Source organism: Streptomyces sp. NPDC012888 (genome assembly GCF_042900645.1).
Lineage (GTDB): Bacteria > Actinomycetota > Actinomycetes > Streptomycetales > Streptomycetaceae > Streptomyces.
This window is the reverse complement of record NZ_JBIBBM010000007.1, coordinates 155,814-173,798: the sequence shown is the minus strand read 5'-3', so window position 1 is coordinate 173,798 and position 17,985 is coordinate 155,814. Positions and strand designations below refer to the sequence as shown.

Annotated in this window: 19 protein-coding genes; 9 read left to right on the top strand and 10 right to left on the bottom strand. The window is 75.8% G+C overall.

Annotated features, from left to right (window positions below; genetic code table 11):
* Nucleotides 1-66 precede the first annotated feature (66 nt).
* Nucleotides 67-3,276 carry an amidohydrolase family protein gene (locus tag ACFY61_RS15045; protein ID WP_389471701.1) on the top strand — a complete coding sequence of 1,070 codons (3,210 nt, stop codon included), beginning with the start codon at nt 67-69 and terminating at the stop codon, nt 3,274-3,276.
* Nucleotides 3,277-3,349: 73 nt separating this feature from the next.
* Here the strand turns inward: ACFY61_RS15045 and sigJ are convergent, their stop codons facing one another.
* A complete protein-coding gene (gene sigJ, locus ACFY61_RS15040; RefSeq protein ID WP_389471699.1) occupies nt 3,350-4,318 on the bottom strand; it encodes an RNA polymerase sigma factor SigJ in 969 nt (322 codons plus the stop codon).
* Between the two features lie 172 nt (nt 4,319-4,490).
* Between sigJ and ACFY61_RS15035 the strand changes: the two genes are divergently transcribed.
* Together ACFY61_RS15035 and ACFY61_RS15030 are read left to right on the top strand one after the other, a co-directional pair.
* The gene (locus ACFY61_RS15035; RefSeq protein WP_389471696.1) at nt 4,491-4,943 is read left to right on the top strand and encodes a hypothetical protein; all 453 of its coding nucleotides are present in this window, start codon (nt 4,491-4,493) and stop codon (nt 4,941-4,943) included.
* Complete coding sequence (locus tag ACFY61_RS15030) at nt 4,940-5,425, top strand: phosphate-starvation-inducible PsiE family protein (protein WP_389471693.1); 486 nt, start codon at nt 4,940-4,942, stop codon at nt 5,423-5,425. Before ACFY61_RS15035 ends, ACFY61_RS15030 begins: the two co-directional genes overlap by 4 nt.
* Before the next feature lie 49 nt (nt 5,426-5,474).
* Here ACFY61_RS15030 and ACFY61_RS15025 read toward each other — a convergent pair whose 3' ends face one another.
* Genes ACFY61_RS15025 through ACFY61_RS15015 form a run of 3 tightly spaced genes read right to left on the bottom strand, consistent with a single transcriptional unit; the run spans nt 5,475 to nt 8,297 of the window.
* On the bottom strand, nt 5,475-7,025 hold the full coding sequence (locus ACFY61_RS15025; RefSeq protein ID WP_389471690.1) for an SDR family oxidoreductase: 1,551 nt from the start codon (nt 7,023-7,025) through the stop codon (nt 5,475-5,477).
* A 53-nt stretch (nt 7,026-7,078) separates the two neighbouring features.
* Nucleotides 7,079-7,615, bottom strand: a complete 537-nt coding sequence (gene cpt / locus ACFY61_RS15020; protein ID WP_389471689.1) for a chloramphenicol phosphotransferase CPT — start codon at nt 7,613-7,615, stop codon at nt 7,079-7,081.
* Between the two features lie 49 nt (nt 7,616-7,664).
* On the bottom strand, nt 7,665-8,297 hold the full coding sequence (locus tag ACFY61_RS15015; RefSeq protein WP_389471687.1) for a hypothetical protein: 633 nt from the start codon (nt 8,295-8,297) through the stop codon (nt 7,665-7,667).
* Between the two features lie 240 nt (nt 8,298-8,537).
* Between ACFY61_RS15015 and ACFY61_RS15010 the strand changes: the two genes are divergently transcribed.
* Nucleotides 8,538-9,686 carry a lactonase family protein gene (locus tag ACFY61_RS15010; protein WP_389471685.1) on the top strand — a complete coding sequence of 383 codons (1,149 nt, stop codon included), beginning with the start codon at nt 8,538-8,540 and terminating at the stop codon, nt 9,684-9,686.
* Nucleotide 9,687: 1 nt separating this feature from the next.
* The gene (locus ACFY61_RS15005) at nt 9,688-11,091 is read left to right on the top strand and encodes a cryptochrome/photolyase family protein (RefSeq protein ID WP_389471683.1); all 1,404 of its coding nucleotides are present in this window, start codon (nt 9,688-9,690) and stop codon (nt 11,089-11,091) included.
* Between the two features lie 39 nt (nt 11,092-11,130).
* On the opposite strand, the gene ACFY61_RS15000 is transcribed toward ACFY61_RS15005, so the two are convergent.
* From ACFY61_RS15000 to ACFY61_RS14985, 4 genes are all read right to left on the bottom strand, one after another.
* Nucleotides 11,131-11,478 carry a winged helix-turn-helix domain-containing protein gene (locus tag ACFY61_RS15000; protein ID WP_389471680.1) on the bottom strand — a complete coding sequence of 116 codons (348 nt, stop codon included), beginning with the start codon at nt 11,476-11,478 and terminating at the stop codon, nt 11,131-11,133.
* Nucleotides 11,475-11,945: a hypothetical protein gene (locus ACFY61_RS14995; RefSeq protein WP_389471678.1), complete on the bottom strand. Its 471-nt coding sequence runs from the start codon at nt 11,943-11,945 to the stop codon at nt 11,475-11,477. Before ACFY61_RS14995 ends, ACFY61_RS15000 begins: the two co-directional genes overlap by 4 nt.
* A 70-nt stretch (nt 11,946-12,015) precedes the next feature.
* Complete coding sequence (locus ACFY61_RS14990) at nt 12,016-12,489, bottom strand: hemerythrin domain-containing protein (protein ID WP_389471676.1); 474 nt, start codon at nt 12,487-12,489, stop codon at nt 12,016-12,018.
* 133 nt (nt 12,490-12,622) lie between these two features.
* Nucleotides 12,623-13,291 carry a hypothetical protein gene (locus ACFY61_RS14985; protein ID WP_389471674.1) on the bottom strand — a complete coding sequence of 223 codons (669 nt, stop codon included), beginning with the start codon at nt 13,289-13,291 and terminating at the stop codon, nt 12,623-12,625.
* Nucleotides 13,292-13,475: 184 nt separating this feature from the next.
* Between ACFY61_RS14985 and ACFY61_RS14980 the strand changes: the two genes are divergently transcribed.
* The 3 genes from ACFY61_RS14980 to ACFY61_RS14970 all read left to right on the top strand — a co-directional run bounded on the left by ACFY61_RS14980 (nt 13,476) and on the right by ACFY61_RS14970 (nt 14,935).
* On the top strand, nt 13,476-13,904 hold the full coding sequence (locus ACFY61_RS14980; RefSeq protein ID WP_389471672.1) for an Hsp20/alpha crystallin family protein: 429 nt from the start codon (nt 13,476-13,478) through the stop codon (nt 13,902-13,904).
* A gap of 88 nt (nt 13,905-13,992) precedes the next feature.
* Nucleotides 13,993-14,388: a DUF2267 domain-containing protein gene (locus tag ACFY61_RS14975; RefSeq protein ID WP_389471669.1), complete on the top strand. Its 396-nt coding sequence runs from the start codon at nt 13,993-13,995 to the stop codon at nt 14,386-14,388.
* 64 nt (nt 14,389-14,452) lie between these two features.
* The gene (locus ACFY61_RS14970) at nt 14,453-14,935 is read left to right on the top strand and encodes a DUF2267 domain-containing protein (RefSeq protein WP_389471666.1); all 483 of its coding nucleotides are present in this window, start codon (nt 14,453-14,455) and stop codon (nt 14,933-14,935) included.
* A 50-nt stretch (nt 14,936-14,985) separates the two neighbouring features.
* Here ACFY61_RS14970 and ACFY61_RS14965 read toward each other — a convergent pair whose 3' ends face one another.
* Both ACFY61_RS14965 and ACFY61_RS14960 read right to left on the bottom strand, forming a co-directional pair.
* On the bottom strand, nt 14,986-15,387 hold the full coding sequence (locus tag ACFY61_RS14965; protein ID WP_389471665.1) for a hypothetical protein: 402 nt from the start codon (nt 15,385-15,387) through the stop codon (nt 14,986-14,988).
* Between the two features lie 146 nt (nt 15,388-15,533).
* Nucleotides 15,534-17,162 carry an ABC-F family ATP-binding cassette domain-containing protein gene (locus ACFY61_RS14960; RefSeq protein WP_389471663.1) on the bottom strand — a complete coding sequence of 543 codons (1,629 nt, stop codon included), beginning with the start codon at nt 17,160-17,162 and terminating at the stop codon, nt 15,534-15,536.
* A 123-nt stretch (nt 17,163-17,285) separates the two neighbouring features.
* On the opposite strand from ACFY61_RS14960, the gene ACFY61_RS14955 reads away from it, so the two are divergent.
* Nucleotides 17,286-17,933, top strand: a complete 648-nt coding sequence (locus tag ACFY61_RS14955; protein ID WP_389471661.1) for a TetR/AcrR family transcriptional regulator — start codon at nt 17,286-17,288, stop codon at nt 17,931-17,933.
* The last annotated feature ends 52 nt before the right edge of the window (nt 17,934-17,985 follow it).

Below are 17,985 nucleotides of genomic sequence, written 5' to 3'. Positions count from 1 at the left end.
TCTTGATCGTTGAAGGGGCCGACGGGCCATCACGGCGGGACGGCGGCACAGGGAGCGGGTGGCGGTATGGCGGTGGGGCGCAGGACGGTCCTCCGGGCGGCGGCGGTGGGGGCGGTGGCCACGGCGGCGGGACCGGGAACGACGGCCGCGGCCGGGACCGGGAGCGTGTCGGAGACCCGGGCGGCGGGGGCCGCCGGCGGGGAGGCGGTGCGGTTGCGGCTGACGGCGGCGACCAACGGGGCCGCCACCGCCGCCGGCGGGCGGGTGGTCGCCGAGGTCCAGGGCGTGTTGTGGTCGCTGCCCGCGGACGGGTCCGCCGCCACCGCCCTCACCCCGCCCGATCTGGAACCCACCCGCCCGGTGCTCTCCCCCGACGGCGGCCGGGTGGCCCTCAGCGCCTACCGCGACGGCAACTTCCACATCTGGCTGCTGGGGGCGGACGGTTCGGCCGCCCGCCCGCTCACCGAAGGGCCGTTCGACCACCGGGCCCCGGCCTGGTCGCCGGACGGCCGGAGCCTGGCGTTCTGCTCCGAGCGCGGCGGCGACCCGGTCGCGGGCAGCCCGTACCGGATCTGGGTGCTGCCGGTGCCCGGCGGCGGCCCACGGCGGCTGACGGGCCGTCCCGGGCAGACCGGGCCGGGCCAGGACGGGGCCTGGGAGGACTTCGACCCGGCCTGGTCCGCGGACGGCAGGCGCGTGCTGTTCGTCCGGGGCACGGTGACCCCGGACGGCCTCCGGGCACGGCTGCTGGCCTCCGCGGCCGCCGACGGCAGCGGGCCCGTACGCACCGAACACACCGCAGCCGAGGGCAGGTTGCTGGCCCCGGCCGTCTCCCCCGGCGGACGCACCGCCTGGCTGTGCGCGCTGCCGGGGCCGCGGCGGGCGGAGACCCTCACGCTGTGGGTGGACGGCCGGCGGATCGCCCTGGACGGCGACCTGGCCGCCGCTCCCCCGCGCTGGGTGGGCGACGACGGGCTGTTGGTCACCCTCGACGGGCAGTTCCGCGTGATCCGGCCGGACGGCGACACCGCCGGCCGGGAGCCGGGCCGGCTGCTGCCCTTCCGCGCCGAGCTGGACGTCCCGCGCCCGCGCTACCGGCCCAAGGCGCACGAGCTGGAGCCCGCGCGGCGGAGCCCCGTCCGCGGCGTCCACCTGCCCTCCCTCTCCCCCGACGGCCGGACGGTCGCCTTCGCCGCGCTGGGTGCCGTGTGGACCGTGCCGGTGACGGGCGGAGCCCCGCGGCGGCGGGTCCAGCTCCCGCCGACCGCCTACGTCCAGGGCCCGGTGTGGAGCCCGGACGGCCGGTACCTGGTCTACACCCACGACCGCGGCGGGCTGAACACCGTCTACCGCAAGGAGCTGTCCGGCGGGCCGGAGCGGGCGCTCGGCCCCGGCGGCCGGGTGTACGGAACCCTCTCCCCCGACGGGTCCCGGCTCGCGGCGCTCGACCTGACCGGCCGGCTGGTGGTCCGGGAACTCGCCACCGGCGAGGAGAGCGTGCCGGCGGCCCCGCTCGGCGCGGGCGGCCTGCCGGGCATGCCGAGCTGGTCGCCGGACGGCCGGTACCTGGCGCTCTGTGACCGCAACCGGCTCAACCAGCGGTTCCGGGAGGGCTACAACCTGGTCCGGATCGTCGACACCGCCGGCGGCGCGGCCCGGTCGTACGCCCTCGCCCCGCACGTCTCGCTGTCCGACCGGTACGCATCCGGACCGGTGTGGGCCCCGGACGGACGTCACCTGGCCTGCGTCGCGGAGTCGGCGCTGTGGCTGCTGCCGGTCCGCCCGGACGGCAGCCCGGCCGGGCCGGCCGGGCGGATCACCGAGGAGCCCGCCGAGCACCCGTCCTGGTCCGCCGACTCACGGACCCTGCTGTACCAGAGCGGTGCCCGGCTGCGGCTGCTGCGGCTGACGGCGGACGGCTCGCCGGACGGCCCCGCCCGGACCGTTCCGGTCGCCCTGGACCGCCGGCGGCCCGAACCGGTGGACCTGCTGGTGCGGGCCGGGCTGTTCTGGGACGGTACGGGTGCGGCGCCGCGCGCCGACGTGGACGTCCTGGTGCGCGGCGGGCGGGTGGCGGCGGTGGAGCCGCGCCGGGCGGGTGGTGGGCGACGGCACCGGGCCGTACGGACGGTGGACGTCCGGGAGGGGACCGTACTGCCCGGCCTGTGGGACGCCCACGTCCACCCGTACTGCAACACCTACGGTGCCCGGCAGGGGGTGACGGCCCTCGCGTACGGGATCACCACGGCGGTGTCGCTGGGCGGCTCCGCGCAGGAACAGGCCCGGATGCGGCAGGACGTACTGGCCGGGCGGCTGGCCGGGCCCCGGCTGCTGACCTGCGGGGAACACCTGGACGGAAGCCGGGTGGCGTACACGATGAGCCGGGCGCACCGTACGCCGGAGGGCGTGGCGCGGTCGCTGGCGAGGGCGGCCGAGCTGGACTGGGACGTGGTCAAGACGTACGTGCGGGCGCCGGCGTGGCTGATGGCGCAGGCCGCCCGGTTCGCGCACGAGCGGCTGGGCGTGCCGGTCGGGTCCCACCTGTGCGCGGCGGGGATCGCCACCGGGCAGGACCTCACCACGCACCTGGTGGCCACCGAACGGGCCGAGGCCGGGCACGGCGCGACCCCGCAGGGGCACGTCTACCAGGACACCCTGGAGCTCTACACCCGCGGCCGGTTCCACCTGATCGCCACCCCGTTCACGGCGCTGCCGCTGCTCGGCGAGGATCCGGCGGCCGCGGAGGACGAGCGGGTGACGCGGCTGATGCCGCCGTGGGACGTGGCGTCCGTCCGCGCGGCGGCGGCCGCCCCGCCCACACCGGAGCAACTCCTCTCCCTGGAACGGGAGATGACGGCATACCAGCGGATCCTGGCGGGGGGCGGGCTGGTGGCCCTGGGCACGGACGCGCCGCTGGTACCGGTCGGACTCCACCTGCACCTGGCGCTGCGCGCCCTGCACCGCTACGGGCTGACCCCTGCCGAGGCGCTGGCCACCGCGACGCGGATCCCGGCGCGGGTGTTCGGGGTCGGGGACCGGCTGGGCACGGTGGAGCCGGGCCGGATCGCGGACCTGACGGTGGTCGACGGTGACCCGTTCGCCGACTTCGCCGACCTGATCCGGGTCCGGGCGGCGGTCCGCGGGGGCGTGCTCCACGACCGGGCGTCGCTGCTGGCCGGCTTCCGCGACGCGGGCCGGACGGCTGCGGCCGCCACCCCCGCGGGGGGCTGGCAGTCCGTCACGGCCCACCTGCTCCACGACGCCTGCTGCTCCTAGCCTCCGGATCCCCGGCCCCGGCCCCGCCACGCGCACGGTGGCTCCGCCGGGGCCCCTCACGCGGTGGCGCCGCTCAGGGCTCGTTCGGTGGCGTGGTCCACGGCCGGAGTTTCTCCGGGTTGCGGACCGCCCAGATGTGGGTGACACGGCCGCCGTCGAGACGGAACGCGGCCACCGTCACCGTGACGCCGTCGCGTTGGGCGACCAGCCCCGGCTGGCCGTTGACCGTCCGTTCCAGAAGGGTGAGGCCCCCCGCCCGGTCCGCCAGGTGGAGCAGGTAGCGGGCGATGTCCGCGCCGCCCTCGACCGGGCGGAGCGCGGCCCCGACGAGGCCGCCGCCGTCGGCGGTCATCGTGGCGTCGGGGGCGAGCAGGCCGACGAGGGCTCCGATGTCCTTCGCCTCCCAGGCCTCCTTGAACCGCCGTACCAGGCCCGCCTGCCGGGCCGCCTCACCGGCCGCGGCCGGAGCCGTCGGGGCGCCCGCGGCCCGGACCCGGCGGCGGGCGGACGAGGCCAGCTGGCGGCAGGCCGCCGGCGACCGGCCGACCATCTCGGCGACCTCGGCGAAGGAGTACCGGAAGACGTCGTGCAGGACGAACGCCACCCGTTCCGCCGGGGTCATCGCCTCCAGCACGACGAGGAAGGCCATGCCGACCGACTCGTCCAGGGTCACCCGGTCGGCGGGATCGCCGGGTCCCGACCCGCCGGCCCCCGACCCGCCGGCCCACTCCGTACGGTCGGGCAGCGGCTCGGGTATCCACTCGCCGACGTAGCGTTCGCGCCGGGCGCGTGCCGAGCCCAGCACGTCCAGGCAGACGCGGCTGGCGACGGTCGTCAGCCAGGCGCCGGGCGACACGACGGCCTCCCGCTGCCGGGCCGGCATCGCGTACCAGCGGGTGTACGTCTCCTGGACGGCGTCCTCGGCCTCGGCCAGCGAACCGAGCATCCGGTAGGCGAGGTTGATCAGCTGTCGGCGCTCGCCGACGACGGCGCCGAGGTCGGGCCCGGCCCGGCCGGCCGCTGTTCCACCCGGGGTGCTCATGATGCGGGTCCGCTCCCTGTCCGGCTCGTCCGCCGACGTGCGGCGCGGGGGCGCCGGGGCGAACGCCACGAAGCCACCAAGCCGCGCACCTCACATTCCGGGGGCCCGCGTCGTCGGTCCCCCGGGAGACCCTACCCACCCATCGCCGCGAGGCAGAAGAGGAGACCGTGACATGGCCGTCCGGACGGCGGCGGAACGCCGCACCCCCGTTTTCCTGCGGATCGCGCTGGTCCTGCAGACCCTGTCGCTGCTGTTCCAGGCGGTCACCGCCGCAGTGCTGTTGTCCTCGTCCCACGGCGCGCCGCTGCACGACGCCGGTTCGCGCGTGATGTACGCCGCGTCGATGCTGTACGTGCTGGCCGCGGTCCTGGCGTGGCGGCCCGGCGGGGGTCCCGTCCGGCCGGTCCTGCACGCCTGCGGCTTCCTGGTGCTCGCGTCCCTCCAGGTGGTCACCGGCATAGCCCAGCTGCCCGGGCTCCACGTGCCCCTGGGCGTCCTGATGCTGGTCCTCAGCGTGCTGGACCTGGCGCGGCCGCCGTCCCCGGGGCGGGCGGGCACGTCACCCGATCGGACAGGGCGGGGTGCCGGGTCCGCCCGGCGCGGGGACCTAGCATCCGGTGCATGACAGCGGCCTCCAAGAGCAGCCGGGAATCCCGGGTACAGCGCTTCATGCGGGTGGCCGAGGACGGCATCCACATGGTGGTCGCGGCGTTCCTCATCCTGTTGGCGGTCCTGCTGACCTACGGGGTGGTCAGCGACGTCGTCAAGGCGCTGCTCGGTTCCTACGACGAGCAGGCGATCGTCCTTGCGGCACTGGACAGCAGCCTGGTGCTGTTCATCGTCGCCGAGCTGCTGCACACCGTGCGCCTGACCATCCTCAACCAGTCGCTGAACGCAGAACCGTTCCTCGTGGTCGGCATGATCGCCGGCGTCCGCAAGGTGCTCATCGTGACCGCGGAGTCGGAGAAGGCCTTCGAGTGGCAGGTCCAGGGCGTGGAGCTGGTCATCCTGACCGTGCTGATCCTCGTGATGGCCGTCTCGCTGTTCGTGTGGCGGCGCGCCATGGCCGCCGGCAGCGTGCCGGAGAGCAAGCTGCCGGACGGGTGAGGTGGTCCGGTGGTCCGGTGGTCCCGGGAGGGGTTCGTCGTCGGGAGGGTCATCGCGGCCGCTTCTCCGCCGTGCGGGCGATGCGGCGGGCCATGCCGCCGAACACGACGGCGTGGAAAGGGGCGACGCTCCACCAGTAGAGGTGCCCCGCGAGGCCTCGCGGGTGGAACAGGGCGCGCTGCCGGTAGTGGGTCCGGCCCTGCCCGTCCTCTTCCGCGTACATCTCCAGCCAGGCCAGGCCGGGGACCCGCATCTCCGCTCGGAGCCGGAGCATCCGCCCCCGCTGGATCTCCTCGACGCGCCAGAAGTCCAGGGCGTCGCCGACCCGCAGCCGGGTGGCGTCGCGGCGCCCCCGGCGCAGGCCGACGCCCCCGACGAGCCGGTCGAACCAGCCGCGTACGGCCCAGGCGAGGGGGAAGGAGTACCAGCCGTTCTCGCCGCCGATGCCTTCGATGACCTGCCACAGCGCGTCGGGGGGTGCCTCGACCGGCTGCCGGCGTTCGTCGGTGTACAGGCTGCCGCCGGCCCAGTCGGGGTCCGTGGGCAACGGGTCGCTCGGGGCTCCCGGGGTGGCGGCCGAGGACCAGCGGGTGACGACCTGGGCGTCGCGGACCCGCTGGAGGGCGAGGGCGAGGGCGCGGTCGAAGCCCAGCGGCGAGCCGGGCGGGTCGGGCACGTACGCCGCGATGTCGTGCTCCGCGCACACCACCTCGTGGCGGAGGGACTCCGCGAGGGGTCGGGCGAGGGCCGCGGGGACGGGGGTGACGAGCCCGATCCAATGGCTGGACAGGCCGGGGGTGAGCATCGGCACGGGAAGGATCAGCCGGCGGGGCAGGCGGGCCACGGTGGCGTAGCGCTCCATCATCTGCCGGTAGGTGAGGACGTCGGGGCCGCCGATGTCGAAGGCCCGGTTGACGTCGTCGGGCATGCGGGCGCTGCCGACGAGGTAGCGCAGGACGTCCCGTACGGCGATGGGCTGGACCCGGGTGGACACCCAGCTGGGCGTGACCATGACGGGGAGGCGTTCGGTGAGGTAGCGCAGCATCTCGAAGGAGGCGGAGCCGGAGCCGATCACGACGGCGGCGCGCAGTACGGTCGTGGGCACCCCGGAGGCGAGGAGGATGCGGCCGACCTCGGCCCGGGAGGAGAGGTGCGGGGAGAGGTCCTCGTCGGGGACGTCCGCGGGGGTGAGCCCGCCGAGGTAGACGATGCGGCGGACGCCGGCGGCGCGGGCCTCGGCGGCGAAGGTGCGGGCGGCCCGGCGGTCCCTCTCCACGAAGTCCCGTCCGGAGCTCATGGAGTGCACCAGGTAGTACGCCACCCGGACGCCGCGCAGGGCGGGCCGGAGGCTGCCGGGGTCGGTGACGTCGCCGCGGACGGTCTCGACTTCGCCCGCCCACGGGTGGTCCCGCAGGTGGGCGGGGGTACGGGCGAGGCAGCGGACCTCGTATCCGGCGGTGAGCAGCTCGGGGACGAGCCTGCCGCCGATGTATCCGCCGGGGCCGGTGACCAGGCAGAGCTCCCGCGGCCCGCGCCCCTCGCGTCCGTTCCGGTCGTCATGGCCGTTCCGCTCGTCGTGGCCGTTCCGCTCGTGTTCCATGGACTACCCGTACCGCGCCCGGGGCGGCTCGGCACCCGCAGGGAGGGCCGCGGTCACCCGGCGTGCGCGGCGATGGTCCGCGCGCAGTCCATCGACTCGGCGTACGCCGTGTCCACCTCCAGGTCGTAGACCATGCCGCGGTGGACCAGTTCCGCCTGGGACGCGGCCATTCCGGCGGGCCGGTCCCCGCGCGCGGCCTCCCGGCCCGCGGCGACCTCGGCGTCGCACCTGACGCCGACCCACAGCACGGGCAGTCCGTCCAGGGCGCGCTGCCAGCGCCGCTGCGAGTCCCCTCCGCCGAGGAACACCTCGTCGACGATGACGCGGGCGCCGGCCCGGGCCATCGCGGCGATGCCCTCGATCCAGGCCGCCTCCAGGGTCCGGAACTCCGGTCCGACGGTCACCGTGCCGTCGGGGGCGAACTCGATCCCGCCGTCCGAGGCCCGCAGCAGGGACGGGGGCATGGCGTCGACGAGCGTGTCCGTGCCGAGGGCCAGCCACGGGTCCGGCAGGACCGCCTGCAGACAGCGCACGATGCCGGACTTGCCGGAGCTGGAACCACCGTTGAGGACGATCACCTGGGTCTTCACGGGCCCACCCTAGGGCCGTCCGGGGGACGCCCCAACCGATTTCCCCAGGTCACGGTGTGCGCGGGGGCCGGGTCCGGCGGAGGGCCGAGGTGAAGGCCGGCACGGAGTCCGCCGAGGCGTACACCGTCACCGCGTCCACCGTGCCGGCCGCGCCGAGGTCGAGGCGGACCGGCGGGTCCAGGCAGAGCACCACGTTCAGCGCATCCGACACCGAGCAGGCGACCGCGTCCGGTTCGCCGGGGACCGGGCGCGGGCCGCTGCCGTCGACGGTGCGGACCACCGGGGCGACGGACTGCACGGCCCCGCGGGGCAGGGTGACGTCCCCGAGGAAGCCGGTCCGCAGGACCAGCCGTTCGGCGTCCACCTCGTGGGGGTGCCGGAGGGTCGCGGCCACCACCCCGAGGGCGGTCAGGATCAGCATCGCCTCGATCGCCAGGTGCACGGGGCGGGCGGCGGGCGGCAGCATGGCGGACAGCAGGAACGAGGTGACGAGTTCGACACCGATGAGGGGCAGGATCAGCTGCCGCACCTGCTGCGAGTGCCGCACCCCCGGCGGCGCGGCCCGGCGCCGTGCCACCACCGCCGCGCCCGTGTCCAGCAGCGCCCGGCCCCACACCCGCACCATGCGCGTCCTGGCCGGCCTGGCCGTCACCGTCCCCGTCATCCGCTCCGTCGCCGTCACGTTCCCCCCTCGGTCCGGGCCGTTCGACCCCTGTGGTTCCAGGGTCGGCCGGGACAGGTGCGGCGGAAAGTGACGGATGTCAGCGATTCGCCGGGCACATGTCACGGCGCCGGTCCATCCGGTGTACGCGGAGCGCGCCACGTCCGGAACACGCCCCCGGCGGTCGGCGCGCGGCCGGTGCGCCCTGTACGTTCGCTGGCGCACGACGTGGAACCGGAGAGCGGAACGGCGGAGGCATCCTTGGGCGGCGCGAGGGACACGGCCGGCAGTGACGGCAGGGGCGGGGGCGGCCGGCGGCGGCGCGCCTACATCGGTTCGTTCACCACGGGCGGCGGTCTCGGCATCACCACCGCCACCGTGGATCCGGCCACCGGCGCCCTGGCGCCCCTGGGTGTGACCGGTGGCCCGCCGAACCCCTCCTGCCTGGTCTGGGACGCGGGCCGCGGCGTGCTGTACGCGGTGAGCGAGACCGACGAGGGCCTGGTGGCCGCCTACCGGCCGACTCCCGAGGGCCTGGCGGCGATCGGCCGGCCGGTGGCGGTGGGTGGCAGCGGCCCGACGCACCTGAGCACGGCCGACGGCCGGCTGCTGACCGCCCACTACACCTCCGGGAGCATCAGCAGCCTGCCCGTCGGAGCCGACGGCGGACCGGCCGGGCCCGCCTCCGTACTCGCGCACCACGGTTCGGGGCCCGACCGGGAGCGGCAGGCCGGCCCGCACGCCCACCAGGTGCTTCCCGACCCGTCCGGGCGCTGGGTGCTGAGCGTGGACCTGGGCACGGACTCGGTGCGGGTCTGCGCGCTGGACCGCGCCACGGGTGAGCTCCGGTCGCACTCCGAGACCGTGCTGCGCTCCGGGAGCGGGCCCCGTCAGCTGGTCTTCCATCCCGGTGGTGACGTGGTCTACGTGGTCCACGAGCTGGAACCCCAGCTGACCGTGTGCCGCTGGAGCGCCGGGTCCGGGCGGCTCGACGCGGTCGCCGAGGTCCCGCTGCGCCTGGCCGAACCGGCGGGTCCGCCCGCGGGGACCGGCGGGGCCGGGGCGGCCGTCGCGGCCTCCGCGGACACCCCGGCCCTCCCCCGGGAGTACCCGTCGGTGGCGGTGGTCTCCGGGGACGGGCGCTTCGTGTGGGCGGCCGTCCGCGGGAGCGATCTCGTCGCCACGCTGTCGCTGGCCGACGGGCCGGAGAAGCCGCGGCTGACGGACGTCGCGGAGTGCGGCGGCAACTGGCCGCGCGACCTGGTGGCCGACCCGTCGGGGCGCCGCCTGTACGTGTCCAACGAGTGGTCCGGCGACGTGACCTGGTTCGACGCGGACCCGCTCACGGGGAGGCTGCGGCGGGCCGGCCGGCTGAACGTCCCGGCCGCGGCCTGCGTGGTGTTCGACTGACGTGACCGCGCACCGGAACGCCGGCGCCGGCGCGCGCGTGGCCGTCGTCCTGTTCACCTCGGACCTGCGGCTGCACGACCATCCGCCGCTGCGGGCCGCGCTCGCGTCGGCGGACGAGGTGGTGCCGCTGTTCGTGCGGGACCCCGCGGTGGACGGGGCGGGGTTCGCGTCGCCCAACCGGCTGGCCTTCCTCGCCGACTGCCTCACCGACCTCGACGCCGGGCTGCGCGAACGCGGCGGCCGGCTCGTGGTCCGGCACGGCGACACCGTGGCCGAGGTGCTCCGGGTGGCCCGGGAGGCGGGCGCGGGAGAGGTGCACGTGGCGGCAGGGTGCAGCGCCTTCGCGCACCGGCGGGAGACCCGGCTGCGCGGGGCGCTGGAGGGCGACGGGCGCCGGCTGGCCGTCCACGACGGCGTGGTGACCGTGCTGCCGCCGGGACGGGTCACCCCCAGCGGCTCGGACCACTTCGCGGTGTTCACGCCGTACTACCGCCGTTGGTCGGCGGAGCCGCTGCGGTCCCCCGCCGGGGCGCCGCGCGCGGTCGCGGTGCCCGCCGGGGTGCGTTCGGAGGCGGTGCCCGCCCGGGCGGGGGTGGCGTCCGTGTCCGGGGGGCTGGCCGTGGGCGGCGAGCGGGAGGGCCGGAAGCGGATGTCGGCGTGGTTGTCGCGGCACGTCGGCGCGTACGGGGACCGGCACGACGACATGGCGGGGGACGTGACCTCGCGGCTCTCCCCGTACCTGCACTTCGGGGCGGTCTCGGCGACGGAGGCGGTGCACCGTGCGCGGGCACTGGGCGGGCCGGGCGCGGAGGCGTTCGTCCGGCAGGTGTGCTGGCGGGACTTCAACCACCAGTTGCTGAACGCCCGGCCGTCGGTCTCGTCGGAGGACTACCGGCCCCGGCAGGACCGCTGGCGGACGGGGACGGCGGCCGGGGCGGACCTGGCGGCGTGGAAGGAGGGCCGCACCGGCTATCCGGTGGTGGACGCCGCCATGCGGCAGCTGGCGCACGAGGGGTGGATGCACAACCGGGGGCGGCTGCTGACGGCGTCGTTCCTGACGAAGACCCTGTACCTGGACTGGCGTGAGGGGGCCCGTCACTTCCTGGACCTGCTGGTGGACGGGGACGTGGCCAACAACCAGCTGAACTGGCAGTGGGTGGCGGGGACCGGCACCGACTCCCGGCCCAACCGGGTCCTCAACCCGGTGCTCCAGGGGCGGCGTTACGACCCGGAGGGGACGTACGTACGCCGGTGGGTGCCCGAACTCCGGGGCGTGGCGGGCGGGTCGGTGCACGAGCCGTGGAAGCTGCCGGAGGGGGAGCGGGACGCCGGCGGCTACCCCGCTCCGATCGTGACGCTGGCGGAGGGCCTGGAGCGCTTCCGGCAGGCGCGGGCCCGTGGTTGACCGCCGCGTGGGCGCGGCGGCGGCCTGACCTGCCGCACGTCAGGCGGCGCCGGTGCTGCCGGTGCTGCCGGTGCTGCCGGTGCTGCCGGTGCTGCCGGTGCTGCCTGCGACGATGGCGTTGAGGGCCTGGACGTGCCGGTCGTAGGCCCGCCGGCCGGGCCCGGTCATGCGGTACCAGGTGGCGCCGCCCCGGCCCCGTCCGGACTTGCTGACCTGGACGTAGCCGGCGTTCTCCAGGGCGGTCATCTGTTTGGACAGGTCGGAGTCGCTGATGCCCAGGTGTTCGCGCAGGAAGGCGAAGTCGGCCCGCTCGCTGGCCGCCAGGACCGCCATCGCGGCCAGTCGCTTGGGAGCGTGGATGACCGGGTCCAGGTCGGCGAGGTTCACGCCCCGCTCCCGGCCGCCACGCGCTCGCGGGTGCGTGCCGCGGCCCGCGCGTAGGCCTTCTCGTACCACGCCAGGCCCGCCGTGACGCCGGCGAAGGTGAGCGGCACGGCCACGGCCGAGCCGACGGAGACCGCCAGCAGGACCACGGCCGCGGTCAGAGCCGCCCCGCCCAGCAGCAGCGTCCGGATCGCGGGCCGGAACTCGGCCGGGGCCCGGTCGGTCCTCGGCCAGGCCGCGCGCAGCCGCCGGTACCAGAGCAGGAACGCCCACTCGACGGCCGCCAGCGCGCCGAGCGCCAGGAGCAGCCACCAGCCGCGCAGTTCCACGAGGGCCAGCACGAGCGCGGCGGCCCAGGCTCCGGCGCCGGGGCAGTACCAGCGGGGCGTGGGCGGGTAGTCGATCCACGGGGCGGCGGCGCCGCGCTCGGCGACGGCGAGCGCCCGGCGTGCGGAGAAATCACTTTCCATGACGGAAAGAATATGGATCACTTTCCACTTGCGCAAGTGGAAAGCGACTTCGGGCCTGCGGCCGCGCGGCTCAGCTGGTGGCGCTGGGCACGGCGAGGGGCTCGCGCGGGGCCTTCTCCTTGGCCTCTTCCAGGGCGTGGCCCAGCTCCACGAGCCGGTTGCGGCCCATCGCCTTGCGGACGTCGGGGAACCACTCCTTCTCCTCTTCCTCCACGTGGTGGCGGACGTTCTCCATGAGGACGCTCATCTTCGCCTTGAAGCGTTCGTCGGCCGCGTCCATTTCCTTCAGCTCGGAGAGCATCCACACGACGGCGTGGTGTTCCTCGACGCTCTCCAGGACGTGATCGGTGGTGTCGGGCGCGGCCTCGCGGGCCGCGGGGTAGAAGACCTGCTCCTCGATCCAGGCGTGCACGGTCAGTTCCGCGATCACTTCGTCGACGATCTCGCGCCGCTCGCGGAGGTCTTCGTCACCTGTCTTCTCGAACCGCTTGAACAGCTTCTCAACCGTCTTGTGGTCCTCGCGCAGCAGCACGATGGCGTCCATCGGCATCTCCTCGGGTGACTCGGTCGCGCCGGGCGGTGGAGCCCGACGCTTCGCGTTCGGTAGCAGCGCTTACCCGCACCGGTCGCCGGTATGCCGCCGGGCCGCGCCCCGGGCGGCACCCCGGCCGCCGGCTTCACGTGCCGGGTTCGCCGCCCTGGCGCCGCCGGTCGCTGGCCTCGCGGACGCGGGCGGTGTCCCGGGTCAGGGCGCCGATGCGGTCGGCGAGGTCGGGGCGGCCGGGCCGTACGTGCGGTTCGGCGGCGGCCAGCGGGCCGAGCAGACGGGAGGCGTCGTCCCCGGCGAGCGCGCGGCGGACCCTGCCGATCGAGGCGCTGCCCGGCCGGTCGAGGCCGGTGAGCGCGCTGACCTGTCCGGCGAGCTGGCGCAGCTCGGCGGCGTTCTCGCGGGCCCAGGTGTCGACGCTGCGCTGCGCCGCGCGGTGGTCACGGGTGGCCTGCACGCGCTGTTCACCGGTGCTCCCCTCGACTCCGGGCCGCAGCCGGAGGTAGCGCCGCTCGGCCGCCTGACGGCTGGCCACCCCGAGGGGTCCGGCGAGCTCGGCCCAGCTGGCGCCCGCCTCGCGGGCGGTCTCGATCAGGCCGCTCTCCCAGGAGGCGAGCTGCCGGCGGACCTCGCGGAGCAGGATCAGGGCGGCGAGGGCGTCCTGGGCGTCGTCCGGGCTGTCGGCCCGCGGGCCGTGGGCCTCGTGCACGGCCCGGTCGATCGCGTCGAGGGCGGCCGCGGCGGCCAGGAAGGAGGCCGGGGAGCCGGGGGGCCCGGCGGGCGGCTGGGGGTCGGTCACGGATACCTCCCGGTCGGGGGCCGGCGCGCCACACCGTGCGACGGGTCGCGCCTCCTTTCCGGTGGGCGACGGCGTCATCCACAGGGTGACGGCTGGGCTTGTCATCGTTTCGATGACATGTTACAACGGTGTCAGCCGAAGCGCACTGGCATTAGCCGCAGATACGAACCGGAGGTGTTCTCCCATGCTGATGCGCACCGACCCCTTCCGTGAGATGGACCGCCTCGCCCAGCAGCTCCTCGGCCCGGGCACGTGGTCCAAGCCCTCGCTCATGCCGATGGACGCCTACCGCGACGGCGACGCGTACGTGATCGCCTTCGACATCCCGGGCGTGGCCAAGGAGGCCATCGACATCGACGTGGAGCGGAACATGCTGACGGTCAAGGCCGAGCGCCGGCCCGTCGCGAAGTCGGAGCAGGCCCAGATGGAGCTTTCCGAGCGTCCGCTCGGGGTGTTCTCCCGGCAGGTCATGCTGGCCGACACCCTCGACACCGAGCGCATCGACGCCGACTACGACGCGGGCGTCCTCACCCTGCGCATCCCGATCGCGGAACGCGCCAAGCCGCGGAAGATCGCGATCGGCGACGGCGCCCGGAAGCAGATCAGCGGCTGACCCGGGGGCTTCCGGTTCCGGAGCCCCGGAGCCTCCCCGCGGCTCCGGAACCGGAAGCCCACCGGGGCGCGTCCCTGGAGGATCCGCCATGACCCTGCGATGGGAGACGTTCGTCGAGCGCGTCCGCGAGCGCGGCGAGTACCGCAGCCCCGAAGAGGCCGACCGTGCCGCACGCGTGGTCCTCGCGCTGCTCGGAGCCCACCTGGTCGGCGAGGACCGCGCGCAGGTCGCCGCGGGCCTGCCCGAGAGCTACGCCCTCATCCTGCTGAACCCCCTGCAGGCCGCCGAACCCCTCGACCCCCAGCGGTTCGTACGGGCCACGGCCGCCTGGATCGAGGGGGCGACGGAGCAGACGGCCGGCTGGGACGTCAGCGCCGTCCTCAGCGTCGTCGCCGACTCCCTCGACGAGGACCTCATGCGGCGCGTACTGCTACAACTCCCGCCCGGATACGACCTGCTGTTCGGCCGTCCGCAGGCCGCCTGACCGCGAGGAGCGACGGCGCGCGCCGCCACGTACCGCACGCCCACGAGACGAAAGGCCGCATCCCATGCTCGACCAGCCCGCCGTCCTCCGGCAGGCCACCGCCCCCTCCCCCGCCGACACCGACCCCGACACCTACGCCCGCGCCCACGCCTACGACCGGATGCTGGAGAGCGTGCGCTACGAAGGCGCCTACCCCACCAGGGACAAGGCCCACGAGCGGATCCAGCGCGTGATGGCCGCCCTCGGCCGCCAGGTCACCGGCACGGCACGCGCCGAACTCGCCGACAAGCTCCCCCTGGAGGCGGCCCTGCCCTTCAGCTCGGAAACGCCGCGCACCCCCGCCCGGACGGCCTGGGGCTTCGTCAAGGACCTCGCGGCCGACAGCGGCGTCAGCCCGGCCGTCGCCCGCTGGGACACCGGCGCCGTCCTCTCCGCCGTCGCCCGCCTGGCCGGCCCCGAGGTCCTCGCCCGCGTCCTGCGGGACCTCCCCGAGGGTTACGCCCTCCTCTTCGGCCAGGCCGAGCTCGCCCGCCCACGGGGGGCGTGAGGCGCGGTCCGCGGCGGGGCGTCACATCCGGCGGCGCTGCCCGGTCCTCGCTACGGCCGCCACGGCCAGCGAGAGAAGGGACCGTCAGGATGAGGACAGTCATGGTGTGCACCTCCGTGTCGCACGGAAACACGCGCCGGGTCGCCGAAGCCATGGCCCCGGTACTGGGCGGCGCGGAGGTGGTCACCCCCGAGGAGGCCGACCCGGCGGCGGTGGCAGCCGCCGACCTCGTGGCGGGCTCCGTCGGGGCCGGTGGTGATCAGCGACGGGCGGCAGCCGGGCGCGTCCAGGCCGAACGTGTCGACCTCACCCCCGGGGGTGAGGCGGGCGATCCGCCCGGAGTGCACGAGGGTGCACCACAGGTTGCCGTCCGGACCGGCGGTCAGGGCGTACGGGCCCGAGCCGGCGGGGGTGGGCACGGTGCGGAGCAGGCGGGCGCCGGTGTTCGTCAAGCGGAGTTCCTCGGGTGCGGCGGACGGCACGGCGGCGGTCCGTGGGGCGGGCGGTGAGGTGGCCGGGGACGGGGTGTCCGGTGGTGCGGTGTTCGCGGGCGCGGGCGCGGGTGTCGCGGGCGCGGCGGGTGGCCGTATCGCCGGTCTCATGCGAACACCGCCTCGGGGGCGCGCAGTTCCAGACGGTCGCCGGACCAGTCGGCGCACAGGCGGCGGTCGTGGCTGACCACCACCACCGCGCCGGGGAAGGCGTCCAGGGCCGCCTGGAGTTCCTCGGCCAGCGCGGGGGAAAGGTGGTTGGTCGGTTCGTCCAGCAGCAGTACGTCGGCCGGTTCGGTCACCAGCCGGGCCAGGGCCAGGCGGCGGCGCTGCCCGGCTGACAGGGCGCCGACCGCGGTCGCCAGCCGGGCCGGGGCGAACAGACCGAGGGACAGCAGCTGCCGGGCGTGCTCCTCCGGGGTTCCGGGGCGGCCCTCGGCGAAGGCGGCGAGCAGCGGCCGCCCGGGCGGGCCCGGGTCCGTGTGCTGGGTCAGCAGGCCGGTCCGGCCGCGGCGCGCGACCCGGCCGTGGTCGGGCGTCACCGTGCCGGCCAGGACGCCCAGCAGGGTGCTCTTGCCCGCCCCGTTGGGGCCCGTGACCAGCAGGCGCCCGCCGGGCCGCAGCGTGAGGCCGAACGGTGCCAGCCGGCCCTCGACGGCCACCGCCTCGGCGGTGAGGACGGGCCCGCTCCCCCGGTCCGCGCCGGTGGAGCGCGGTACGGCCGAGAAGCGCAGCGGGTCCGCGGGGGCGGCGACGGGCCGGGCGAGCAGCCGGGACAGGCGCTCCTCCGCGTTGCGGACCCGGCCGGCCAGGGACTGCTGCACCCGGCCGGCGGCGCGGTCGTACGCCATCTTGTTGCCGTCCTTCATCGCCCTGCCGGGGGCCACCCGGCGGGCGGTGACCGCGGCGGACTCGCGCAGCCGGGCCACCTCCGCCGTCCAGTCGGCGTGGGCCCGGACGCGGCGCTCCCGGTCGGCGTCCCGCCCCGCGAGGTAGCCGGCGTAGCCGTTCCCGTACCGGACGGTGCGGTGCAGGTCGCCGTCGACCTCCAGGAGGACGGTGGCGAAGCGTTCGAGGAAGAGCCGGTCGTGGGAGACGGCCACGGTGATGCCGCGGCGCGCGCGCAGGTGGTCTTCGAGCCAGGTCAGGGCGGCGTCGTCGAGGTGGTTGGTGGGCTCGTCGAGGAGCAGCACCCCGGGTTCTGCGGCGAGCAGCGCGGCCAGTCGCAGCCGGACGCGTTCGCCGCCGGAGAGGCCGCCGACGGTGCGGTCGCGGGGCAGCAGGGGCAGGCCGAGGCCGTGCAGGGCGCGCTCCACGCGGGCGTCCGCCTCGTAGCCACCGCGCAGTTCGTAGGCGGTGAGCAGGTCGGCGTAGGCGGCGAGGACCTCGTCGGTGGTGTCGCCCCCGGCCATCCGGGCCTCCAGCAGCCTCATCCGGCGTTCCATGGCGCGGAGCGGCGCGAGGGCCCGGTCGATGAGCCGGGCGACCGTCAGCCCGTCGGGCAGGGTCTCCTCCTGGGCGAGGTAACCGACACCGGCGTCGGCGCGGACGGTGATCTCGCCGCGGTCGGGGCGCTCGGCCCCGGCGAGCAACCGGAGGAGGGTGGACTTGCCGGAGCCGTTCTCGCCGACGATGCCCAGGCGCGTGCCGTCGGTGACGGAGCAGGACACGGAGTCGAGGACGAGGCGGCCTTCGTAGGACTTGGTCAGGTCAAGGGCGGTGAGCTGTGCGGTCATGGAGCGGCTCCAGGGGTTCGATGGCGTTCGGGGTGGGGGCGTCGGCGGGGCGGGACGGGCGGAGGGTCAGCATCGGAGGCTCCTTAAAGCGACGACTGTTGCGTTACTTGTTAAGATCGTTGCATGACCACCGAGAAGCACGCAACGGAGGATTCGGGCCAGGCCGAACCGGCCACCGTCCGGCGGCGCACGGGCGGCCGCAGCGCCCGGGTCCGCGCTCAGGTCCTGGCGGCGGTGGGCGAGGTGCTCCTGGCGGGCGGGTACGACGCGCTGACCGTCGACGCGGTCGCCGCCCGGGCCGGGGTGCACCGCACCACCGTCTACCGGCGCTGGCGGGACGTCGGCGGTCTGCTGGCGGACGTACTCGACGCCGCGGCGGACGACGCGTGGGGCCCGCCCGACACCGGATCACTGGTGGGCGACCTGACCGCCCTCAACCAGGAGGTGTACGACGCGCTGGCGGACAGCGGGCCGAACCTGACCACGGCCCTGATCGCCGCGTCCTTCCGGTCGGCCGACGCCGCCGCGGCCCTGTCCCGCTTCTGGGAGGACCGTTACGCGCGCTGCGCGGTCGTCGCCGACCGCGCCGGGCAGCGGGGCGAGCTCCCCGGGCCGGTCGACGCCCGGGCGCTGCTGATCGCGGCGACCGCCCCGCTGTACCACGAGCTGCTCCTGCTCCGGGCGGCGCCCGACCCGGACCTGCCCCGCCGGGCCGCGGGGGCGGCGGCCGCGTCCGCGCGGGCGGGGGCGTTCGGCACCGGTGACCACTGACGATCCGTAACCACGCGGCGCTCGACGGGAGTTGGCCGAGGCGCGAGCGAAC